General features: G+C 39.0%; 14 protein-coding genes and 1 pseudogene. 13 read left to right on the forward strand and 2 right to left on the reverse strand.

The window, feature by feature from the left end:
• Positions 1–52: 52 nt before the first annotated feature.
• Together namA and GSQ66_RS02300 are read right to left on the reverse strand one after the other, a co-directional pair.
• Complete coding sequence (gene namA / locus GSQ66_RS02295) at positions 53–1126, reverse strand: NADPH dehydrogenase NamA (RefSeq protein WP_162425978.1); 1074 nt, start codon at positions 1124–1126, stop codon at positions 53–55.
• Positions 1127–2451: 1325 nt separating this feature from the next.
• Entirely contained in the window at positions 2452–4383 is a 1932-nt protein-coding gene (locus GSQ66_RS02300) for a M13 family metallopeptidase (protein ID WP_238395889.1), read from the reverse strand.
• 1090 nt (positions 4384–5473) lie between these two features.
• Here GSQ66_RS02300 and GSQ66_RS02305 point away from each other — a divergent pair.
• The 13 genes and pseudogenes from GSQ66_RS02305 (at position 5474) to GSQ66_RS19125 (ending at position 20558) form a co-directional block, all read left to right on the forward strand.
• Positions 5474–6277 (forward strand): outer membrane beta-barrel protein, encoded by an 804-nt coding sequence (locus GSQ66_RS02305; RefSeq protein ID WP_162425979.1) that lies wholly within the window; start codon positions 5474–5476, stop codon positions 6275–6277.
• A gap of 240 nt (positions 6278–6517) precedes the next feature.
• On the forward strand, positions 6518–7264 hold the full coding sequence (locus GSQ66_RS02310) for a polysaccharide biosynthesis/export family protein (RefSeq protein ID WP_162425980.1): 747 nt from the start codon (positions 6518–6520) through the stop codon (positions 7262–7264).
• 14 nt (positions 7265–7278) lie between these two features.
• A complete protein-coding gene (locus GSQ66_RS02315) occupies positions 7279–9624 on the forward strand; it encodes a GumC family protein (RefSeq protein WP_162425981.1) in 2346 nt (781 codons plus the stop codon).
• A gap of 33 nt (positions 9625–9657) precedes the next feature.
• Positions 9658–10962, forward strand: a complete 1305-nt coding sequence (locus GSQ66_RS02320; protein WP_317164215.1) for a nucleotide sugar dehydrogenase — start codon at positions 9658–9660, stop codon at positions 10960–10962.
• A gap of 162 nt (positions 10963–11124) precedes the next feature.
• Positions 11125–12120, forward strand: a complete 996-nt coding sequence (locus GSQ66_RS02325) for an SDR family oxidoreductase (protein WP_162425982.1) — start codon at positions 11125–11127, stop codon at positions 12118–12120.
• Positions 12121–12567: 447 nt separating this feature from the next.
• A complete protein-coding gene (locus tag GSQ66_RS19110; protein WP_162425983.1) occupies positions 12568–13068 on the forward strand; it encodes an acyltransferase in 501 nt (166 codons plus the stop codon).
• Positions 13068–14507 (forward strand): lipopolysaccharide biosynthesis protein, encoded by a 1440-nt coding sequence (locus GSQ66_RS02335; RefSeq protein ID WP_162425984.1) that lies wholly within the window; start codon positions 13068–13070, stop codon positions 14505–14507. The genes GSQ66_RS19110 and GSQ66_RS02335 overlap by 1 nt, the downstream gene beginning before the upstream one ends.
• A complete protein-coding gene (locus GSQ66_RS02340) occupies positions 14504–15736 on the forward strand; it encodes an O-antigen polymerase (RefSeq protein ID WP_162425985.1) in 1233 nt (410 codons plus the stop codon). Before GSQ66_RS02335 ends, GSQ66_RS02340 begins: the two co-directional genes overlap by 4 nt.
• A complete protein-coding gene (locus GSQ66_RS02345) occupies positions 15705–16679 on the forward strand; it encodes a glycosyltransferase family 2 protein (RefSeq protein ID WP_162425986.1) in 975 nt (324 codons plus the stop codon). Before GSQ66_RS02340 ends, GSQ66_RS02345 begins: the two co-directional genes overlap by 32 nt.
• A 73-nt stretch (positions 16680–16752) precedes the next feature.
• Complete coding sequence (locus GSQ66_RS02350) at positions 16753–17907, forward strand: glycosyltransferase family 4 protein (protein WP_162425987.1); 1155 nt, start codon at positions 16753–16755, stop codon at positions 17905–17907.
• Positions 17908–18253: 346 nt separating this feature from the next.
• Positions 18254–18415, forward strand: a pseudogene (locus tag GSQ66_RS19180) (DapH/DapD/GlmU-related protein); the annotation flags it as partial.
• A gap of 2 nt (positions 18416–18417) precedes the next feature.
• Positions 18418–19416, forward strand: a complete 999-nt coding sequence (locus tag GSQ66_RS19120) for a zinc-dependent alcohol dehydrogenase (protein ID WP_317164216.1) — start codon at positions 18418–18420, stop codon at positions 19414–19416.
• Entirely contained in the window at positions 19380–20558 is a 1179-nt protein-coding gene (locus GSQ66_RS19125) for a Gfo/Idh/MocA family protein (RefSeq protein WP_317164217.1), read from the forward strand. Before GSQ66_RS19120 ends, GSQ66_RS19125 begins: the two co-directional genes overlap by 37 nt.
• The last annotated feature ends 1 nt before the right edge of the window (position 20559 follow it).

Genomic DNA, 20559 nt, shown 5'->3' on the forward strand with positions numbered 1-20559 from the left:
TAATAAATTAAGATACGAGCTACAAGCTCGCACCAGCGGAATTACATGGTGTTTATGCTCTCCGTGGTTTTGCCCGTTCGTACTGGGATGGCCAGGTGTGGTCGTAGCCAAGTTCCAGGGCAGCATGCATCGGGAAATACGGGTCGCGGAGAAGTTCGCGGGCTAGTAACACGATGTCGGCCTGACCGGTTGTAACTATAGTTTCCGCTTCCTGCGCTGTCGTGATCATGCCAACTGCTCCGGTCAGGATACCTGCTTCTCTTTTTATAGTTTCTGCAAACGTCACCTGGTACAATGGCCCCACCGGAATCCTGGCAGCCGGCACATTTCCGCCAGTAGAGCAATCGATCAGGTCAACACCCTTCTCTTTTAAAACTTTTGCCAGCGCAACAGAGTCTTCACCGGTCCAGCCGCCGTCTGTCCAGTCTGTAGCAGAAATCCGCACAAACAACGGGTAATCCACAGGCCAGACTTCTTTTATCGTATCGGTCACTTCCAGTAATAACCGGATTCTGTTTTCGAAAGAGCCTCCGTATTCGTCTGTGCGTTTGTTGCTGAGCGGGGAATAGAATTCGTGGAGTAAATACCCATGAGCAGCATGTATTTCGATTACTTTGAATCCTGCTTTCAACGATCTTTCTGCAGCAGCCCTGAAATCTGAAATTACTTTCTGTATACCATCCTTATCCAAAGCAAGCGGGGCAGGTTCTGCACCAGAAAAAGGAACAGCACTTGGTGCAACCGTTTGCCAGCCACCTTCTTCAGGGTTTAGGGCGGTACCGCCTTTCCATGGGCTTTTATGGCTGGCTTTCCTTCCTGCATGTGCGAGCTGCACACCCGGCACCGACCCATGTGTTTCGATAAAAGTATTTATGCGGTGCCACATCGGGATATGTTCATCTTTCCAAAGGCCAATATCATCCGGTGTAATTCTGCCTTCCGGCGATACCGCAGTTGCTTCCGCAATTACCAATCCGGCGCCACCTACGGCACGGCTTCCTAAGTGCACCAGATGCCAGTCGTTCGCAAAACCATCTTCGCTGGAATACTGGCACATCGGCGATACAGCAATTCTGTTTTTAAGCGTGATCCCTTTTATACTTAGGGGAGAAAATAAATTCGACATGATGTAGTGTATGGTTTAATAGATTTATCAACTGTCTACTCAGCAGAAAGTTTAGATGAGTTTCTTGAAACTATTATTTAAGAGCAAGCAGAAATCAAAGATCTTTCAGTGGTATTTTCATATTGTCATTTCGGGTATTCTTGAGACGTGTGTTGAAAAGAGGCAGAATAGCTGTGAGGGCTCTTATACATCCTATAGTTTCTCTTTTGTCATTTCGACTTCAGGAGAAATCTGTGTGCTATAGTTGGCTACTCTACTATTCAACTCAAGCCTTTTCTTCCATAGCCACTTCCAATCCTGGGAGCTCTACTTACCTATCGTTCTATAGTTGGCTTTGGTGCCTTCACGGCCGGGAGGCCCCGTCTTGGGGGTAGGGGCCCTCGATAAGGGCATCGCGCTGCTGCTTTCTTGCTACCCTCGCTCTGCTCGGGTTGCCTGACGGCACCGCAACAAAGCAAAGGCGCTCAACCCAAAGACTGCGATCAGTTCGATAGCTCATACTATAGTCGGTTGGAGAAGCTATAGTTGCATGGCTTTCTCGTGGTGGTAGTTCCGTAGGGACAGGTCGCGACCTGTCTGCTCGACAGGCTGTAACTATAGTGCTCAGATTTCTCCCGCTAGTCGAAATGACAAGTTGAAAAAGCAGTAGCAGAATTGTTCCCTTGAGGGCATGGCCGTTTCACTCTATATAATTCAACTTCTTTAATGCCCTCGCTCGCTTCCCGCGATTAGTGGCGTCCGCCACTTGTGCCTCAGGCACAGGTTAAAGCGGCCAGAGTCCGCAGGTAACTCACACTCGCGGGACGCGAGCGAGGGCGTAAAGTAGTAACAGAGTAGTAGCAGAATTGTCCCCTTGAGGACAAGTGTGAACGGGAGTTCGAAACTTGCGAGCCAGGCTCAACGGCTGTGTCAAAAGGCAACTTTATAACTATAAAACTACAACCTTAACTATAGCCGAAATTCCCCTCTTGGGAGGGGCAGGGGTGGGTTAAAACAGCAACCATAAAACAGTAACCTAAACTATAGCAAAGGCCAAAAGCTCCTTCCCCTGTTTTTAGGGGAAGGCTGGGAAGGGGTAAAACTGAAACTATAGAACTATAACCTCAACTAGAGCAAAGGCCTAAAAACTCCCTGCCTTAGACAAGGAGGGGTGGTTGGACCAATAGCAACTATAAAACTATAACGGCAACTATAGAAAAGCAGAAAATCATTTCGAACGCTATCCTGTCAACCCAAAAAAAAGATTCATCTCAATTCATCCAATAAAAAAGCCGCTCGAACTATAGTTTGAGCGGCTTTTAAGCATTGATCTAAAACTGGATAAATTACCAGATTCTGATTCTGTCTTCAGGCTTTTTGTAAAGCTTATCACCCGGTTTCACATTAAAGGCCTTGTACCAGGCATCCATATTAACGGGTGCACCAATGGTACGGTACTGGCCCGGTGAGTGAGAGTCTGTTAAGATAAGCTGTGCAGAAGTTTCAGGAAGAGTATTGGCTCTCCAAACCTGTGCCCAAGCCAGGAAGAATCGCTGATCTGGCGTAAACCCATCAATTTTCTTTTTAGATTTACCTTGCTTGGTCATTTTAAAGGCTTCGTAAGCAGCGCTTAATCCACCTAAATCACCAATGTTCTCACCCAGTGTCAGTTTGCCGTTTACATGGATCGTATCCAGCACCGTATAAGCATCATATTGCTTCTGCAGTTGAGTAGCCTTCTCTTTAAATTTAGCTAAGTCTTCTGCGGTCCACCAGTTACGTAACGTTCCGTCTTTGTCATATTGGCTACCGGAATCGTCGAAACCATGCGAAATCTCATGTCCGATCACAGCGCCAATTCCGCCATAGTTCACTGCATCATCCGCATTCGGGTCGAAGAACGGGAATTGCAGGATACCGGCCGGGAACACGATCTCGTTCATAACCGGGCTATAGTATGCGTTTACAGTCGGAGGCGTCATGCCCCAGCGCTCACGGTCAACTGGCTTACCTAACTGGTTTACCATTTTGGTATAACCCCAGGCACCAGAATTGCGCACGTTTGCAAAGAAATTATTGCGGTTGATCTCCAGTCCTTCATATGTTTCCCATTTGTTAGGATAACCTACTTTTGGACGGAAAGCATGTAACTTAGCCAACGCTTTTTCTTTTGTCTCAGCGCTCATCCAATCCAGGCCTTTAATACGGATCTCGTACGCCTTGATCAGGTTAGCGATCATTTCGTCCATGCGGGCTTTGGCTTCAGGCTTAAAGTGTTTTTCAACGTAAAGCTGGCCCAGTAATTCACCAATAGTTCCGTCCGTTAACGACGACATACGTTGCCAGCGTGGGGTCTGTATTTTCTGGCCAGTTAATGCCTGCGTGTAGGCAAAGTTAGCATCCACAAAATCAGCGCTCAGGTAAGGAGCAGCAGACTTCATTACGTTCCACTGAAGATAGGTCTGCCAATCTGCAACCGGGGTACTGGTCAGTAAGCCATTTAACTCAGTGAAGAATTTAGGAGAGTTTACAAGTACAGTGTCCTGGCCGGTCACCTTCATTTTTGCCATTAGCGCTTTCCAGTCCATGTTCGGAGTGGTCTTGCTGAAATCGGAAACTGAGAATTTGTTGTAGGTTTTGTACGGGTCGCGCATCTCTACACGCGCCATTTGTGCTGCAGCTAATTTTTTCTCCAGGTTGAAGATGGTCTCCGCATTTTTCTCAGCAGTTGCTTTATCTACACCCGTTAATGTAAATAAGGTAGTAATGTATTTCTTATAAGCATCCTGAATTTTAGAGCTGCGGGCATCATCTTTCAGGTAGTAGTCGCGGTCAGGTAGCGTAGTACCGCCCTGGCTAAGCTGTGGCACCATGTTCTCCACATCCTTTCTGTCCTGGCCCACAAAAAAACCGAACATTGGCGAACCAGCACCGGAAGTACGCAGATAAGCAGATTCATTCAGTACGCCGTTCACATCTTTTATAGTTTTAATGCGCTCCAGGTCTGCTTTAATTGGCGTGTAACCCAGCTTATCTATCGCTGCACTATCCATACCGGCTGCATAAAAGTCACCAACGCGCTTCTCTACAGAGCCGGTTTTTGCATTGTTTTTAGCTGCTGACTCGCTTAAAATTGTTCTTACCGCCTTAATGTTGAAATCGCGCAGTTCGTTAAAGCTACCCCAACGTGTTTCTTTGGCAGGAACCGGGTTGTTACGCAGCCAAACGCCATTAGCATAGGTATAAAAATCGTCACCTGGCTTTACTTTCAGGTCCATGTTCGCCTTGTCTATAAAGGCTTTTTTGGCAGGAGCTTTTGAGCCATATTGTGCCGAAGCATCAAAGGCAAACATAAAAGCTGCACCAAGCACAAGATATTTAAACTGAGACTTCAGTTTAATCCTGCGCTTTCCGGAGGTAGTAGATTGCATAATGGTTAATTAGATTGTGTTAATTTTTGAAAATTTAGTAACTAAAAGTTAATAATTGCAACAGGTAAGAGTCACAACTTAAAACTTTCTAAAAATAGTATTTCTGCTTTAAAAAGCATCTTTTGTAGTAACCAGCTTCAGAATATTTTCTTTGACCGTACATAGTAACTTTGGTTTAACTTCAGGGTGAATTAAACTTGTCTTTTATAACCTCTGAAGAAGGGTTTAAACGCTGCTAGTAGTAAGTCGTACCTTATTGTGCAGAATAAGATAAGGCGCTACTAGTGGAATAAGGGGGGGAGGCTGGTAAATGTGAATAGAAGCCACGCTGGTTGGAGTTGTTAGCCAGCAGAACCGTAACTAAGGATAATCGGGTATTTGTCTCAATTTAAACCACACGAAGGGGAGCAAGAGATAAAAACCGTAGGGATTTTACCCGATTCTTGGCTGTTTGAGTAGCAAGGTATTAGGGTGAAATCTTTTTGCATTAAAACTCAGAAGGAGATTAATGTCTCTGTTCAACTATAGATAAGACTTTGAAATATAAAAGCAGGTTCTACTCTATATTTGGAATGTTTCAAGCTGGGCAGTTAGATCTCTAACAGCAATCAGCAAAAGTCTGTAGTTACGGAAAAGAGCCAGACGTATAGTTTATAGGAAACAAGCGGCGGGTGATACTAAACAAGTCTGGTTGTACCAAGCACGTATTAAGCGGGGAAACGTAATAACGATTGAAACTTATCGTTCTAAAGCCTTAAACAAACGTTTTATAACGGAAATTTTGTAATTAATTTTAAGTGGCCCTGATTATTTTGTAGCGGCATTTTAAACCGGAAATTATGATTTTTAATACAATTAATTAAGACATATTGATTTTTATATGTATAATTGTGAAAAATTGAAAAGCTTAACCGATTATAATATATTAACCAGATCGATGAAGTTCAGACTTACTTTCTTTACGGCAGTCTTTTTTATGTGTTTGGCAACTGCTTTTACAGCTGAGGCACAGCGTGGTAGTAGCGGTGCTAAATTCAGAGGAGCCTATAAACGTAAATTCAGACCATCATGGACAGTATTTGCTTCGCCAGGCATTGTCGTGATGAATAGTGAGAATGAGGGTGATCCGGGTAATATTGACAAAGTAGGGATTCTTAAAAATAACGGCATGGGGCCAACGTTAAGTGTTGGTGCCTTGTATCAATTCTCCCATAGCTTCGGTGTAGAAGGACGCCTAGGCTATTTGAACTTTAATGGTAAGGAAGATGCCCGAGCGAAAGAATATATTAATGTCAATGATGTCACCTTTAAGACCAATGCTGTAGAAGCCTCGACTTCGTTAGTTTATAACCTTACTAATACCTATGTTGGTTCAAGGTTTACGCGTTCACGAAATCTGCGCCTGTTAGTTCCTTATGTAAAGGCAGGAGTTGGACTATTAGCCTTTAAGTCCTCCTCATCAAATGAAAGACAAGGTATTGATTATCCGGATGCTACTGATTATCCAGCTATTGCGCTGGTTGCACCGGTAGGTGGTGGTATTAAGATCCAGTATTCGAAGCAGCTAACTATCGCTCCTGAACTGAATGTTTATTTTACTACTTCTGACTATTTAGATAATACCAGTTATGGTTATGTAAGCCCATTAACCGGATCTAATGACGCATACATAAGTGCAACGGTTAAGGTTATGTACAATATTACAGCGCACCGCAGAAGCCCTTTCCGTTTTAGAAGATAAGAAGCAAGATTCTTATAGATAATGAGCCTGTCAGTTTACTATTGACAGGCTTTACTTTTTATAATACACACTAATTTGCCCTTTCTGAAGTTAATAAGGAATAAACTACATTTTGTAAGTTTTTAGGGAAATGGCTACATTTTAGAGTAGAAAATTTTACCTTTGCTTTCTTGTTCTAACATCGAAACAGCAATTGTGTACCACTGGTGTGCTATGCTCTGTTTTATCACTCTTGCATAAATGAACTTAAGAATATTCTTATTAGCAGTTCTTCTGGCTTTTTCTTCCTGTGGACCTACCCGTAACCTGGCTTATTTCAGCGATCTGAAAGAACAAACTACCTACTCGGAAGAAATCAAGAATATTACTGTTTCTAAAATTCAGCCTAATGATCTATTGAGCATCACTGTAAGCAGCGAAAGTCCGGAATCGGATGCGCAGTTTAACCGGGGCATGCTGGCAGCCAATGATAGCAAACTGGAAGGATACCTTGTAAATGAAGAAGGGTATGTGAATTTTCCGGTTATTGGTAGCGTGCAATTAGCAGGCCTTACCAAGCAGGAAGCAAGAGAAAAACTTACCAACGAGCTTCAGCAATATTTAAAAGCTCCTGTAGTTAGCATCCGTAATATGAATTTCAAGGTGACGGTGATTGGAGAAGTGAACCGGCCGTCTACTTTTACTGTTCCTGCTGAGAAAATATCTATCCTGGAAGCATTGGGTATGGCCGGGGATATGACGCCGTTCGGCAAACGTGAAAATGTAATTGTAATGCGTGAAGAGGCTGGTACCAGAACGATGGCTCGTCTGAACCTAAACAGCAAAGAAGTACTGAATTCACCTTATTTTTACCTGCAGCAGAATGATGTGGTATATGTAGAGCCTGATAAGATGAAGCAGGTACAGGCCAGTACGAATACGAAATTTCTGGCTATAGTTACGGCTTCGGTGTCCTTAGCTACCATTATACTTTCCAGATTACTTTAACCAGTATCCGTTTTATGTCGGAAAAAGAAATATTTCAGTTCGAGTCTGAAGAGATAAATTTAAAAGAGGTGCTAATGAAGTACCTCAAGTACTGGTACCTTTTTGTTCTGGGCGTTATAGTAGCTGGTGCAGTTGCTTTTGTATATCTGCGCTATACTACCCCGCAGTACCGTATTAGCAGCACCTTACTGATAAAAGACGACAAGAAAGGCCCTTCCCTGGCAGAGAATGCGGTACTTGATGATCTTAACCTGTTTCAGTCGGGTAAAAACATCGATAACGAGATTGAGATACTGAAGTCTAAAAGCCTTATGAACAGAGTGCTTCAGGAGTTGTCGTTGAATACGACCTACTACGTGGATGGCCGTGTAAAGAGTGCCGAAATATATGGTGCTTCGATGCCGCTAAAAGTGATTGTAAGTAAACTGGATTCTTCTGCCTTCAATAAGTCTATTATAATTCAACCAAAAGATCACAATGTATTCCAGATAGAGGAAGATGGCGCCGTTAGCCAGCATAAATTTGGGGAGCAGGTAAAAAAGCCTTATGGTGTTTTCACGGTAGTAGCCGGATCCAATAACGCTGAAAAAGATAATAAAGTAACGGTTAAATTCCATGATATCCGGAAAGTTGCAGAATCCTATAACCAAAAACTGACAGTGGCCCCGGTAAACAAAAACGCCAGTGTGCTCAGCCTGAGTCTTGTAGATCCTGTTCCGGCTAAAGGAGTAGCTATACTTAATAAACTGGTTGAAGTTTATAACAAGGAAGCTGTAGAAGATAAGAACCTCATTGCAGGTAGTACTATTCAGTTCATTGATGAAAGGTTGAAGTACCTGACCTCAGAGTTGTCTTTAGTAGAAGAGGACGTAGAGAGTTATAAGAAAGAGAATCGTGTAACCGATGTCAGCTCTGAAGCGAAGCTATACCTGGAGAAAGCCAGCGACTATAACCGCCAGTTATCGGAATGGGCAATCCAGATCGATGTGCTGGAATCTATTGAAAAATACCTGTTAAAGCAGGAGAGCGAGTTCGAACTGGTGCCAAGCACTTTAACCATTCAGGATGCAACGCTTCTTGGGTTGATCGCTAAATTCAATGAACTGCAGTTGGAACGCAAACGCTTGTTACGCATATCACAGCCAAGTAACCCCTTGGTACAGAATATCACTGAACAACTGGGCAATCTTCGGGGTAATATTCTGGAGAACCTGCGCAATATTAAGGATGGCTTGAAGATCACGCGTAATAACCTGCAGGCCAGTTCAGCGCAATTTGAGTCACGCATTAAAGATGTGCCTAGTATCGAAAAAGATCTGATCGAAATCAAACGTCAGCAAAGCATAAAAGAGGGTTTATATCTTTACCTGTTACAAAAACGGGAAGAGTCTGCTTTGTCATTAGCGGCCACAGTGGCTAATTCACGTATCATCGATCCTGCCATTTCCGGTGACAGGCCTGTAGAACCCAAAAAACAATTGATCTACTTACTGGCTATCCTGGTGGGGCTGGGGATTCCTTTTGCAGGTATCTATATAAAAGAACTGCTGAACGACCGCGTGCAGAGCCAGCAGGATGTGAAGAAAGCGACAAATACACCAATATTAGGTGAGATTGCACACAACGATACCTTTGAAAACCTGGTTGTGACCGAGAACAGCCGCAGCACGGTAGCCGAACTTTTCCGCCTTATCCGTACCAACCTGCAGTTTGCTACCTTAGGCAAGGATAATAAAGTGATCATGGTTACTTCAAGTATGAGCGGCGAAGGCAAGACCTTCTTCACCATTAACTTAGGGGCAAGCCTGGCTTTAACCGGTAAGCGAGTAGTATTAGTTAATTTCGACCTGCGCAAACCGCGCCTGCTCCAGGATATGGGCTTGTCTAACGAAACAGGTGTTACAAACTATATTATAGATGAACGCCTTACTATCCAGGATATCCTTGTTGTATCACCTGAAGTTTCAGGATTGTTCGCCATAGGATCCGGGCCTATTCCGCCAAACCCGGCAGAGCTGATGATGAGCCCTAAGGTAGGGCATTTGCTTGCTGAACTGCGTGAGCAGTTCGATTATATCTTGTTAGATACTTCGCCGGCCGGTCAGGTGGCAGACGCTTTTACCCTGGCACCGCTTATAGATGCCTCTGTATACATTGTCAGGTATAATTATACTTTCAAATCGCAGGTTGCCATTGTAGATGATATCTATGAGAATAAAAAGCTGAGCCACCCGATGTTAGTGCTGAATGATGCTGATATGAAGGAGGCTTATGGGTATGGCTATGGCTATGGCTATAATGAATACGGAAAACCATCTCTGAAAAATACACTGAAAAATGGGATGCGCATTGAAGTCTAACAATTAAGGAATAACAAACTATAGATTATAAAAATGTCAAATATAGCTTTAGTGGAAGATGCTAAAATAGCTGTGATCGGGTTAGGCTACGTTGGTTTACCGTTGGCAGTGGAATTCGCAAAGAAATATAAAACGTTTGGCTTCGATATTAATGAAGCAAGGGTAAAGGCACTCAGTGAGGGGTATGATCATACGCTGGAGGTAGAAGAAGGTAAACTCAAGGCTGTGCTAACGACTGATTGCTCTACCTCAATTGGTTTATATTGTACGAATGAGCTGACTAAGATTGAAAACTGTAATTTTTATATCATCACGGTGCCTACACCTGTAGACAAGCATAACCGACCTGACTTAACTCCTTTGTACAAGGCAAGTGAAACAGTTGGCAAAGTTTTGAAGCGTGGTGATATCGTTATCTATGAGTCCACCGTTTATCCAGGTGTTACAGAAGACGAATGTGTGCCTGTACTGGAACGAGTTTCAGGTTTAAAGTTTAATGCTGACTTCTTTGCAGGGTACTCACCAGAACGAATCAACCCGGGTGATAAGGAGCATACAGTTGCTAAGATATTAAAGATAACATCAGGCTCAACCCCTGAGGCAGCTGAAAAAGTAGATCAACTATACCGATCTGTAATTGTTGCCGGTACACATAAGGCAACTACCATAAAAGTGGCAGAGGCTGCCAAGGTTATCGAAAATGCACAGCGCGACATAAACATTGCTTTTGTAAATGAACTGGCAAAGATATTTAACCGCCTTGATATTGATACTGATGAAGTGTTGCAGGCAGCTGGTACCAAATGGAACTTCCTGAAATTTAAGCCGGGACTCGTTGGCGGGCATTGCATTGGTGTTGATCCATACTACCTGGCACAGAAAGCCCAGGAAGTAGGCTACCACCCCGAGATTATCCTGGCTGGCCGCAGACTTAATGATGGTATGGGTGAATATGTAGCGCATGAAGTGATCAAACTCATGGTGAAAAAGGATATTCCTGTAAAAGGGGCTAATATTCTTGTATTAGGTTTTACTTTCAAAGAAAACTGCCCGGACGTGCGCAATACCAAAGTTGTGGATATACTGCACACACTAAAGGATTACGATACCAACATTACGGTCTACGATCCATGGGCTGAGCCAGCAGAAGTAAAGCATGAGTATGGCTGGGTTTCTGTAAAAGAACTGAATGGTACAATGGGCTGCGATGCTATTATACTAGCCGTTTCCCACGACGAGTTCAAAGCCCTGGATCTTAGCAAACTCTGCAAAGAAAACGCCGTGATCTACGATGTAAAAGGTTTACTACCTAAAGAACTTGTTGACGCAAGACTGTAACATCCAATTGTTATTTCGAAAAGTGAGAAATCTAAACAGGCTGCCAGATAGATCTCTCATGCCGTTTGAGAAGGCATAGAATGAGAAGTGAAATTCCCTTATTTAGAAAAGAGGGGAACTTTATACCCCATTTATAATTCATAATTCTTAATTCTCCCAGAAGTGTACGAAACTCCATACCATACCAAAGACCTTAGCCAATACAGCTTTTTAGTAACAGGTGGTGCAGGCTTTATAGGTTCTAACATTGTAGAGTACCTGCTAAAGTATAGGGCGGGTAAAGTTAGAGTGCTGGATAACTTTGCAACCGGCTCACATGCTAACATCGAAGAATTCAAAGCTAATTCTGCTTTTGTATTATTAGAAGGTGATATACGTGATCTGGAGACATGCAGAAAAGCATTAGAGGGAATAGATTATGTCAGCCACCAGGCTGCACTCGGTTCTGTGCCTCGTTCTATTAATGATCCAATCACCAGTAACGATGTAAACGTAAGCGGCTTTCTAAATATGCTGGTAGCAGCACGCGATGCAGGTGTTAAGCGCATGGTGTATGCCGCTAGTTCCAGCACCTATGGAGACCATCCGGATTTGCCTAAAGTAGAAGATAAAATTGGGAGGCCCCTCTCTCCTTATGCTATTACAAAGTATGTGAATGAACTTTATGGAGATGTCTTTTCTAAAACCTACGATTTCCATATGATAGGTCTCCGTTACTTTAATGTGTTTGGCCCAAAGCAGAACCCTAAAGGACCTTATGCTGCAGTTATACCATTATTTATAGAGTCTGCTTTAAAAGGTGAAACTCCATTTATTAATGGAGATGGCGAGACTAGTCGGGATTTTACCTTTGTGGAGAATGCGGTGCAGGCTAATATAAAGGGCATGCTAGTAGAAAAGATAACACAGCATGAAGTAGTAAATATTGCTTTTGGTGAGCGAACAACTTTGAATCAACTTTGGAGCAGAATTAATGAAGTTGCCGGTACAGAGATCAAAGTACAATATCGCGAGGAGAGGAAGGGTGATGTGAAACATAGCCTGGCCTCAATAGATAAAGCTATGAATTTATTTTCTTATTCTCCAAAGATTGATATAAATGAAGGTCTTAAAAAGGCATTTTATTTTTATCAACAAAAATTAGATAGCTATATGTGACTCTAATTAAGTAGTGAAGCTTGGCAAAATTAATATACTTTCAAAGCCAAATACTCAAAGGCTGTGCATGATGAACGTGTCAAAGTAAGTGGAGTGAAGAATGCTGCTACTCATTTACTTACTTCAACGTTAATTTAGGCACTTTGGAGGATATACAAGAAGTAAAAAATGAGGTACAGACACTAGTCAAGCCGAATGAAGTAATTGTGTACAATGCAATTATTGTTGCTGCTCACAACGAGTTCTTGAAGTTCGACTATCAGAAATTTAAACGTAATAATGCTATTATTTCCGATACGAAAGCTTGTTTGGACCAAAGTTTAGTTGATTGTAGTTTGATATTTATAAAGCTCTTTAATGAAGGTCTGTAAGTCCATGATTAGTTTTATTTTTTATAGGGTACTTCCTGCTATAATTTATAGATATGATAGGCATATTAAATATAGATTGAGACAAGCTTATGGTATAGCAATCTTAAAAGGGATATACCATAAGGGAACAAATGTTATAATACATGGTCCTGGTACTTTTATCGGAAAGAAGCAATTAGTGATTGGGGATCATGTACGTATTGGCAACAATGCATATTTTAATGCATTAGGAGGGATAAATATAGGTTGTAATACGCAAATATCTCGTAATGTTACCATTTATTCAGCAAACCATAAATATGATGGACGGGCTATACCATATGACGATACATATAATATGAAGAAGGTTTCCATAGGAGAATCAGTATGGATAGGCATGAATGTAATGATTCTGCCAGGTGTCACTATCGGAAATGGAGCTATAATTGGAATGGGGACTGTTGTTACCAAGGATGTAGAACCTGGAGCTATTGTGGTTGGAGCGTCTATGCGTAAGATAGGTACCAGAGATATGGAAGAATTTATCAATTTGAAAATGAAGGATAAACACTTTGCCAAGTTATATCCTAAATTATAATGAGTTTACTTAAAAAATCATTAGATCTGACTGCAGTCAATTTAAGTCAGCAAATTCTAAATCTTTTATTTATTTTTCTGATTTCTCATCAATATACTTCTGCACAATATGCCGATTATAGGCAAACTTTCTTACCATTTGAAGTAGCATCGCCATTATTAACTTTTAGTTTGCCAGCGGCAATATTTTACTTTTATCCCAGATTTTCAGATAAAAGTAAGTTGTTAACATTATCGTTACATGTGATAGCTCTTACAACTTTCGTTGCTGGGATAATAATTTTTTGTGGAGGTGCAAAATGGTTATCTTCTTTATTTGATAATGAAATATCAGACTATTTATACCTAATTCCTTTCTTCGCTTTTTTCTCAATAGGGACAACAGTATATCAAAGCTTTTTAGTGTTAAGTAATAAAACAAGCTTATTATACAGAATTAATTTGCCTATTAACTTTGTATCAATTTGTCTTTTGTTATTATGCACATACTTGAAGATAAATATAGAGTATTTAATTTACTTACGTATTTTAACTTATTGTGTAAATTTTCTCCTTCTTACTTTTTTTATTTTTAAGAGTTTTAGTTATAATTTTTTTAATGTAGATACGAAGAGCTATAAAACGATTATTGGTTTTTCGTACAGTTTAACCTTGGCTGCTATAATTGGGACATTATCTTATGAACTAGATAAAATTATTATATCTAGCTATGACTCGCCAGAAAACTTCGCTATATATATAAATGGAGCCTTTGAAATACCAATGATTTCAATTCTTACAGGTGCAGTATCATCTGCGATGCTTTCTCAGCTTTCACCATTATTAAATGAAAATAAATATAAAGAGGCTGCCTCATTATTTAAAAACACCATTAGTTTAACGGCTCAATTTATTATACCAATATTTATTTTTTCCCTTTTTAATTCTGAAGAAATTATTCTCTTACTTTTTGGTGATAAATACCTAGATAGCATACTTCCATTTCGAATATATCTGTTGTTGTTACCTATTAGGGTTATTTTTTATGGACAAGCGTTAATTGCGCTCGGAAAGTCAAAGATCATTCTTAAAAGAGGGGTTATTGAATTAATTATTAACTTAATCTTAAGTTTAATTTTATTTAAGATAATTGGGTTTAATGGCGTAGCTATTGCAACTGTAATTACAATATTGATTTGGACAGTGCCATTTAATTTATATGAGATTAAGCGTGGATTTGGAGTCAAAATCCTAGAAATAATTCCTTTAAAAAAGATTGGAAACACTATGCTAATTTCAGGAATAATATATATCCCAACGACTTTACTTATTAATGAGTTGGTAACATCATTGTTACTTGGTTTTATAATTAAGTTAATTATAGGTTGTGGGTTGTATATTTTAGTGTTGAAAAAGTTTAATCTGATAAATTATACAGCTTTAGGAAATAAGCTATCATGAAAGTCTTAATTCCTTTAGTCTCGATATTATTGTATAGTTTTCATTTAATTAAAAATGGGAAGCATAAAAATGGTGCAATTGTAATTATTGGACTCTATATCACAAGTGCATTCTTCTCACTTTTTATAACTCCAGAATTGCTGGGTTTTTCAACAGAGAATAGGTATAGCCCGATATTATACCTGTTTTATTCTTTATTAATTATTTTTATTCTTATTCCACTTAAATTTCTGCCTAATCATAGAGGATTAGTGCCAGAAATAATGCCTACTAAACTATACAAGAAAATCTTCATCTTAATGGGATTAGCTGCTATCTACTCGGTATTATATCAGTTCCCCTATGCACTTAAAGTTTTTTCGGTAGGTGCTCATGAAATAAGAAATAGTCTTAATGTGGAAAAAGAATCTGCATTACCAGTATCCATATTTACAACAATAGCGGTTGCAGTTTCAAGCTTTTATATAATATACATATTCTTGTTTTTTTTAAGTTATAAACAAGGGCTTAATATATATTACAAATTATTATCCTTTATAGGATCAGTATCATATGTAGTGTCAAGTTTAGCTTTTGGAGCGAGGGATGGACTGGTAACATTCATTTTGTCATTTATATTTATTTTTTTATTATTCAAAGAAGACCTATCAAAGAAATCTAAAAGGTATATATATATTCTTCTAACCATAGTCGGCTTGGTATTTGTTAAAACAATAGCAGAGTTTACCCTAGATAGGTTTGGGACTGATATTCAATATAATGATAATGATCGACTAATATTAGGATCAATAGGTTATATAGGTCAGCAACCACATGTATTTATTGAAAATATTGTAAGTAGGACTTCCTTTTATGGAACTAGCTTAAGGTTTCCCTTAATAGATATACTAACTGGTCAGCAAAATAAAGTAATAAGAACAGTACCTCATGAATGGATGTTTGGTACTTTTTTAGTAGATTTTTATGCTATAGCTGGTTTCTCATCCCTTATTATTTTAACCTTCCTATTTACAATTTCATTCTCTAGTGCTTTTATTAATTTTAGAACTAAGTATAAATTAGCTTTTTTGTTAAGTTATATTTTATATTTTCAGTTAATAACTCAAGGAGTATTCTATTTTAAAATGGGAAGCTTCAGTGGAAATATTTATATGATAATAGTAATCATATTAATATATAAATTAAAAAAAGTAAAACATGTTATTGTCAATAATAGTCCCATTTCATAAAGTAGAAAAAACTCTTTTTAGAACAATTTCAAATATTTCTGATCAACTCGAAAAAGAAGTCGAATTAATTTTAATAGGGGATGGTATAGCAAAAGATATTTTCATCCAACTACAGGATAGTTATAACCACCCTAGAATTAGCATTTATAATTCTGCAAAAATGGGCGCGAATAACGCCCGTTTTATGGGTGTTTCTAAAGCTAAAGGATTATATGTTTTATTTCATGACAGTGATGATTTACTGCCTGAAAACACTATAAATTTTTATTTAAAAATAATGTTAGATAAGGGACCAGATGTCATTGTGGGAAATTTGCAAAAAATATTGCCATCTGGTGAAAGTAATAAAATCTATACTTTTACTAGAGTAGATAAAGTTGTGACCAAACAAGAATTATCTTCTAATGAGCTATATATTTTTCCTACAAATATTGTTGCCAAAGCCATCAGGAAAGAATGTATAGAAAATATTACTTTTGAAGACTCCTCCATGTTCCAAGATTGGAATATATCAGCAAAAGTATTTCATAATATTAACTCTTTATATATTAGTAATAAAGTAACTTATCAATATTATATTAGTGAAGAGTCGGTGAGCAGTTATAAATCAAATTCACTAAATAAGCTTGAAAACGCTGAGAATTCAATCAATGGAATAATTAACTATTATTCTTCTTCTGCTGCTAACAATAGAATTAATAATTATTATCTACAAATTATTAAGGTCAAATTTTATTATAATCTTATTTGTAGAGCAATAAGTATTGGAGAGCTGAATTTCGCAGAGCAGATGAGAAGTAAATTGAAAACAGTAAGTTATAGTCACAATACATTTCAATTATTAAAATGCCCAAAAGTTTTGATAATGTATAATTTGATTTCAATGAAGCCGATTTATTCAATATTTAAATTATATATGCAGAAATCAATTAAAAGAAACTAACATAAGAATCTTTCTAATTTAGGCGATCTTTCTAATAAAACACGGCCTAAAATTAATTATTTTATTACGTCTAATGAACATCTTAATTAATCTCATACCAATTAAGAAGGGTGGTGGTCAACAAGTTGCAACAAACTTTATAGAGCATATATCTCAAGCTTCAGATATGGGGTTTAATATATATGTGTGCTGTACAGAAAATACTGAGATTCACAGATTATTAGTGAATGCTGATATTGAGAAAGTATTTGCAGTTAATAATTCTTTGTTATCGAGGGCTGTTTTTTCATATAAGGAATATTATACAATAATATACAAACATAGTATAGATGTTGTATATACTATGTTTGGTCCCTCATTACCTAAAGCTAAAGAAGTGCTTACTGTTGTAGGCTGCGCTTATTCAAACATCTTTTATCCAGAAGTTAATTTTTGGGAAAAATGGCCGCTAAAGAAGAGATTAATTGCCAAAGCTATTGACTATTATAGGCTTAAAACTACTCTTAATGCAGATGCCGTTATTTTTGAAAACGAAAGTATGAGGTTAAGGTCAAAAAATATTTATGACTTTCCAAGTGAACGATCCATCTTTATTAAACCTTCAGTAAGTTCTCATTTACTTAAAGCGAACTCGTTAACTATCAAAAGTTCAGAAAGAAATAATATACATTCCACTAAGCAAATCCTTTTATTAACTGGCTGGCATCTGAATAAAAATTTACAGGCTCTACCAAATATAGCTTATGCTCTAAATTTAAAGGGTGTGAATGATGTTATATTCACAGTTACAATCTCCAAAGAACATGAAGGAGCGCTAAGTCTTATACAAGAAGCCAAAAGACTTGGGGTTGAAAATTATCTTAATTTTATTGGTACAGTATCGCCTTTTGAATTAGAGGAACTATATAAGAATTCATATGCAGTTATGCTACTTAGTTTATTGGAAAGTTTCAGTAATAATATAATTGAATCTTGGGCAATGAAAAGGCCACTTATTATCTCTGATTTAGAATGGGCAAGAAGTATATGTAATAAAGCCGCATATTATGTTGATAGAGATAGTTCTGACCAAGTAGCTGCAGCAATTAAAAATTTAGTAGACGATTCTTTATTATACAATAACTTAGTAAATGAAGGAGTTAAAGAGCTTTCCACTTATCCAAGCCCAAGTGAAAAGGTGAAGTTGCAGTTTGAATTCATTAAGCGTTTACATGAAAAAGGTGTTTAAAAATTTTTTAGTCTGTAACTTCGAACTTTTTGCCTCAATCATATTTGCGTTACCCAGACATAAATTATTTAATTTTGTCAAATCGAACTTCCTAAGAATGCTTGGTTCCAATATCGGTAGTGGCATAACTTACTATCCTGGAATAAAGTTAAGCCCTGGCTCCAGTTTGCAATTAGGTGACCATGTAGATTTAGCTTGGGGAGTGTTAATTACAACGGGTGGAGGTGTAGAAATAGGGGATCGTTCTCTTATAGGATATAATACACAAATATTCTCTGCGAATCATGTTATTCCACCTCGTCCACAGCAGATATTTACTTCTGGCCACGAAAAGAAAAAGGTTAAGATAGGTAAAGATGTTTGGATAGGTGCTGGATGTATAATTTTACCTGGAGTAACCATAGGCGAAGGAGCAGTAGTGGCAGGTGGTAGCGTTGTAACGAAAGATGTAGCGCCATTTACAATTGTTGGAGGCAATCCGGCAAAAATTTTAAAAGAAAGAATTTAGAAATGAAACAACTTATCCAGTCATTTAAAACTGGCGAAACCATACTTGAAAATATCCCTGCTCCTCAAGTTAAAAGAGGACAGGTTCTAATACAAACAACGCGCACATTAGTATCACTCGGTACCGAGCGCATGTTAGTTGAATTTGGCAAAGCAAATCTACTTGACAAAGCGCGTCAGCAGCCTGATAAAGTTAAACAGGTATTTGACAAGGTGAAGTCTGATGGACTTATGCCGACTGTAGAAGCTGTGTTTAGTAAACTGGAGCAGCCACTACCGCTTGGGTACTGTAATGTTGGTAAAGTGATAGCTGTAGGTGAAGGAGTTAGTGAATTTAAGGTTGGGGATCGAGTAGCTTCAAATGGCCCACACGCAGAAATTGTAAGTGTACCAAAAAACCTTGTTGCTGCTATCCCGGATAATATTTCGGATGAGGAAGCTGCCTTTACAGTAATTGGCTCTATTGGCTTACAGGGAATACGCCTGCTTAACCCAACATTGGGAGAAACTATAGTCGTTATTGGTTTAGGCTTAATTGGATTAATAACGGCAGAGCTTTTAAAGGCAAACGGCTGTAAAGTAATAGGTGTAGATCTGGATGAGCAGAAGCTAGCTATTGCGAAGAGCAAAGGCATTATATCGGTTAATCCTGTTACAACCGATGTTGTTAAGTTTGTAGAAAGCGAGACAAATAGTATTGGTGCTGATGGTGTAATCATTACTGCTTCGGCAAAGACAAATGATATCATTTCGCAAGCTGCACAGATGAGCCGCAAGCGGGGCAGAATTGTGTTAGTTGGAGTAATTGGCTTGAACTTAAGTCGTGCAGAGTTCTATGAAAAGGAGCTGACATTCCAGGTATCCTGTTCTTACGGCCCGGGAAGGTACGATGAACTTTATGAGCAAAGGGGCAGGATTATCCCTTGCCTTTTGTACGCTGGACTGAAAAGCGAAACTTTGAAACAGTGCTGCAGGCTATCTCTTCTGGCAGCCTGGATGTAAAATCATTAATTACGGAAAGAGTACCTTTAGATGAGTACACTAAGATTTATGGCAATATAGGTACCAGTAAGTCTATTGCATCCATACTAGTCTATCCTGAAGGTAAGGCTGTAGATACGAATGCAACAATAACATTAGCTGGAGGAAGATTTATAGGTTCCAGAGGTGTTATTGGCATAGTCGGTGCAGGTAACTTTACCAAAATGACCATGCTGCCTGCCTTAAAAGGGACTGGTGCTGGTTTTAAATACATGGCCAGCGCTGGCGGGGTTACCGGAACTGCGCTGGCTAAAAAGTATAGTTTTACCCATAGCACTACAGATTATAAGGAAATACTGCAGGATGAGGATGTAGATCTTGTAATGATCACTACACGTCATGATCTTCACGCAGCAATGGTGCAGGAAAGCCTTCGAGCTAAAAAGCATGTTTTTGTTGAAAAACCGTTAGCACTTAATACAGCTCAGTTAGCTGATGTGCTAAATGACTATAATACGCATGCTATTCCTAATGGCCTTACATTATCAGTAGGTTTTAATAGGAGGTTCTCGCCGCACATTCAGAAAATAAAGGAGTTGATCGGAACATCTCCTGACCCTTTAAATATTGTAGCTACCATGAACGCGGGCTTCATCCCAAATAATGTATGGGTGCATGATATGCAAACTGGCGGTGGCCGCATTATTGGTGAAGCTTGTCATTTCCTGGACTTGATGGTGTATTTAACGGGCAGCCCGATCAAATCTATCTGTATGAGTGCACTTGGGAAAAATCCAGAAGAGAACACGGATAACGCAAGTATACTTGTTAAGTTTGAGAATGGCTCTAATGGTGTAGTTAACTATTTTGCGAACGGCCATAAAAGCTACTCAAAAGAGAGAGTGGAGTTGTATTCCCAGGGGCGGACCCTTGTAATGGATAACTTTAGAAAAACAGAAGGCTACGGTTTTAAAGGCTTCAGCAAGTTAAAAACAGGTCAGGATAAGGGCCATGCTGCTCAGTTTAAAAAGCTAATTGAATCATTAAAACAAGGTGGTGCACCTCTTATTCCATTTAGTGAGTTGATAAATGTTACATTAGCAAGCTTTGCGGCTATCAATAGCTTGAAAGTTGGGGAGTGGGTAGAAGTTTCTAAAGTATAGT

The sequence above is a fragment of the Pontibacter pudoricolor genome, assembly GCF_010092985.1.
Classification (GTDB): Bacteria; Bacteroidota; Bacteroidia; order Cytophagales; family Hymenobacteraceae; genus Pontibacter; species Pontibacter pudoricolor.

Bases quoted from the DNA above. Each gene is read 5' to 3' on its own strand.
- namA (WP_162425978.1), bottom strand. From the start codon at position 1,126: ATGTCGAATTTATTTTCTCCCCTAAGTATAAAAGGGATCACGCTTAAA.
- GSQ66_RS02300 (WP_238395889.1), bottom strand. From the start codon at position 4,383: ATGGACCTGAAAGTAAAGCCAGGTGACGATTTTTATACCTATGCTAAT.
- GSQ66_RS02305 (WP_162425979.1), top strand. From the start codon at position 5,474: ATGAAGTTCAGACTTACTTTCTTTACGGCAGTCTTTTTTATGTGTTTG.
- GSQ66_RS02310 (WP_162425980.1), top strand. From the start codon at position 6,518: ATGAACTTAAGAATATTCTTATTAGCAGTTCTTCTGGCTTTTTCTTCC.
- GSQ66_RS02315 (WP_162425981.1), top strand. From the start codon at position 7,279: ATGTCGGAAAAAGAAATATTTCAGTTCGAGTCTGAAGAGATAAATTTA.
- GSQ66_RS02320 (WP_317164215.1), top strand. From the start codon at position 9,658: ATGTCAAATATAGCTTTAGTGGAAGATGCTAAAATAGCTGTGATCGGG.
- GSQ66_RS02335 (WP_162425984.1), top strand. From the start codon at position 13,068: ATGAGTTTACTTAAAAAATCATTAGATCTGACTGCAGTCAATTTAAGT.
- GSQ66_RS02340 (WP_162425985.1), top strand. From the start codon at position 14,504: ATGAAAGTCTTAATTCCTTTAGTCTCGATATTATTGTATAGTTTTCAT.
- GSQ66_RS02345 (WP_162425986.1), top strand. From the start codon at position 15,705: ATGTTATTGTCAATAATAGTCCCATTTCATAAAGTAGAAAAAACTCTT.
- GSQ66_RS02350 (WP_162425987.1), top strand. From the start codon at position 16,753: ATGAACATCTTAATTAATCTCATACCAATTAAGAAGGGTGGTGGTCAA.
- GSQ66_RS19120 (WP_317164216.1), top strand. From the start codon at position 18,418: ATGAAACAACTTATCCAGTCATTTAAAACTGGCGAAACCATACTTGAA.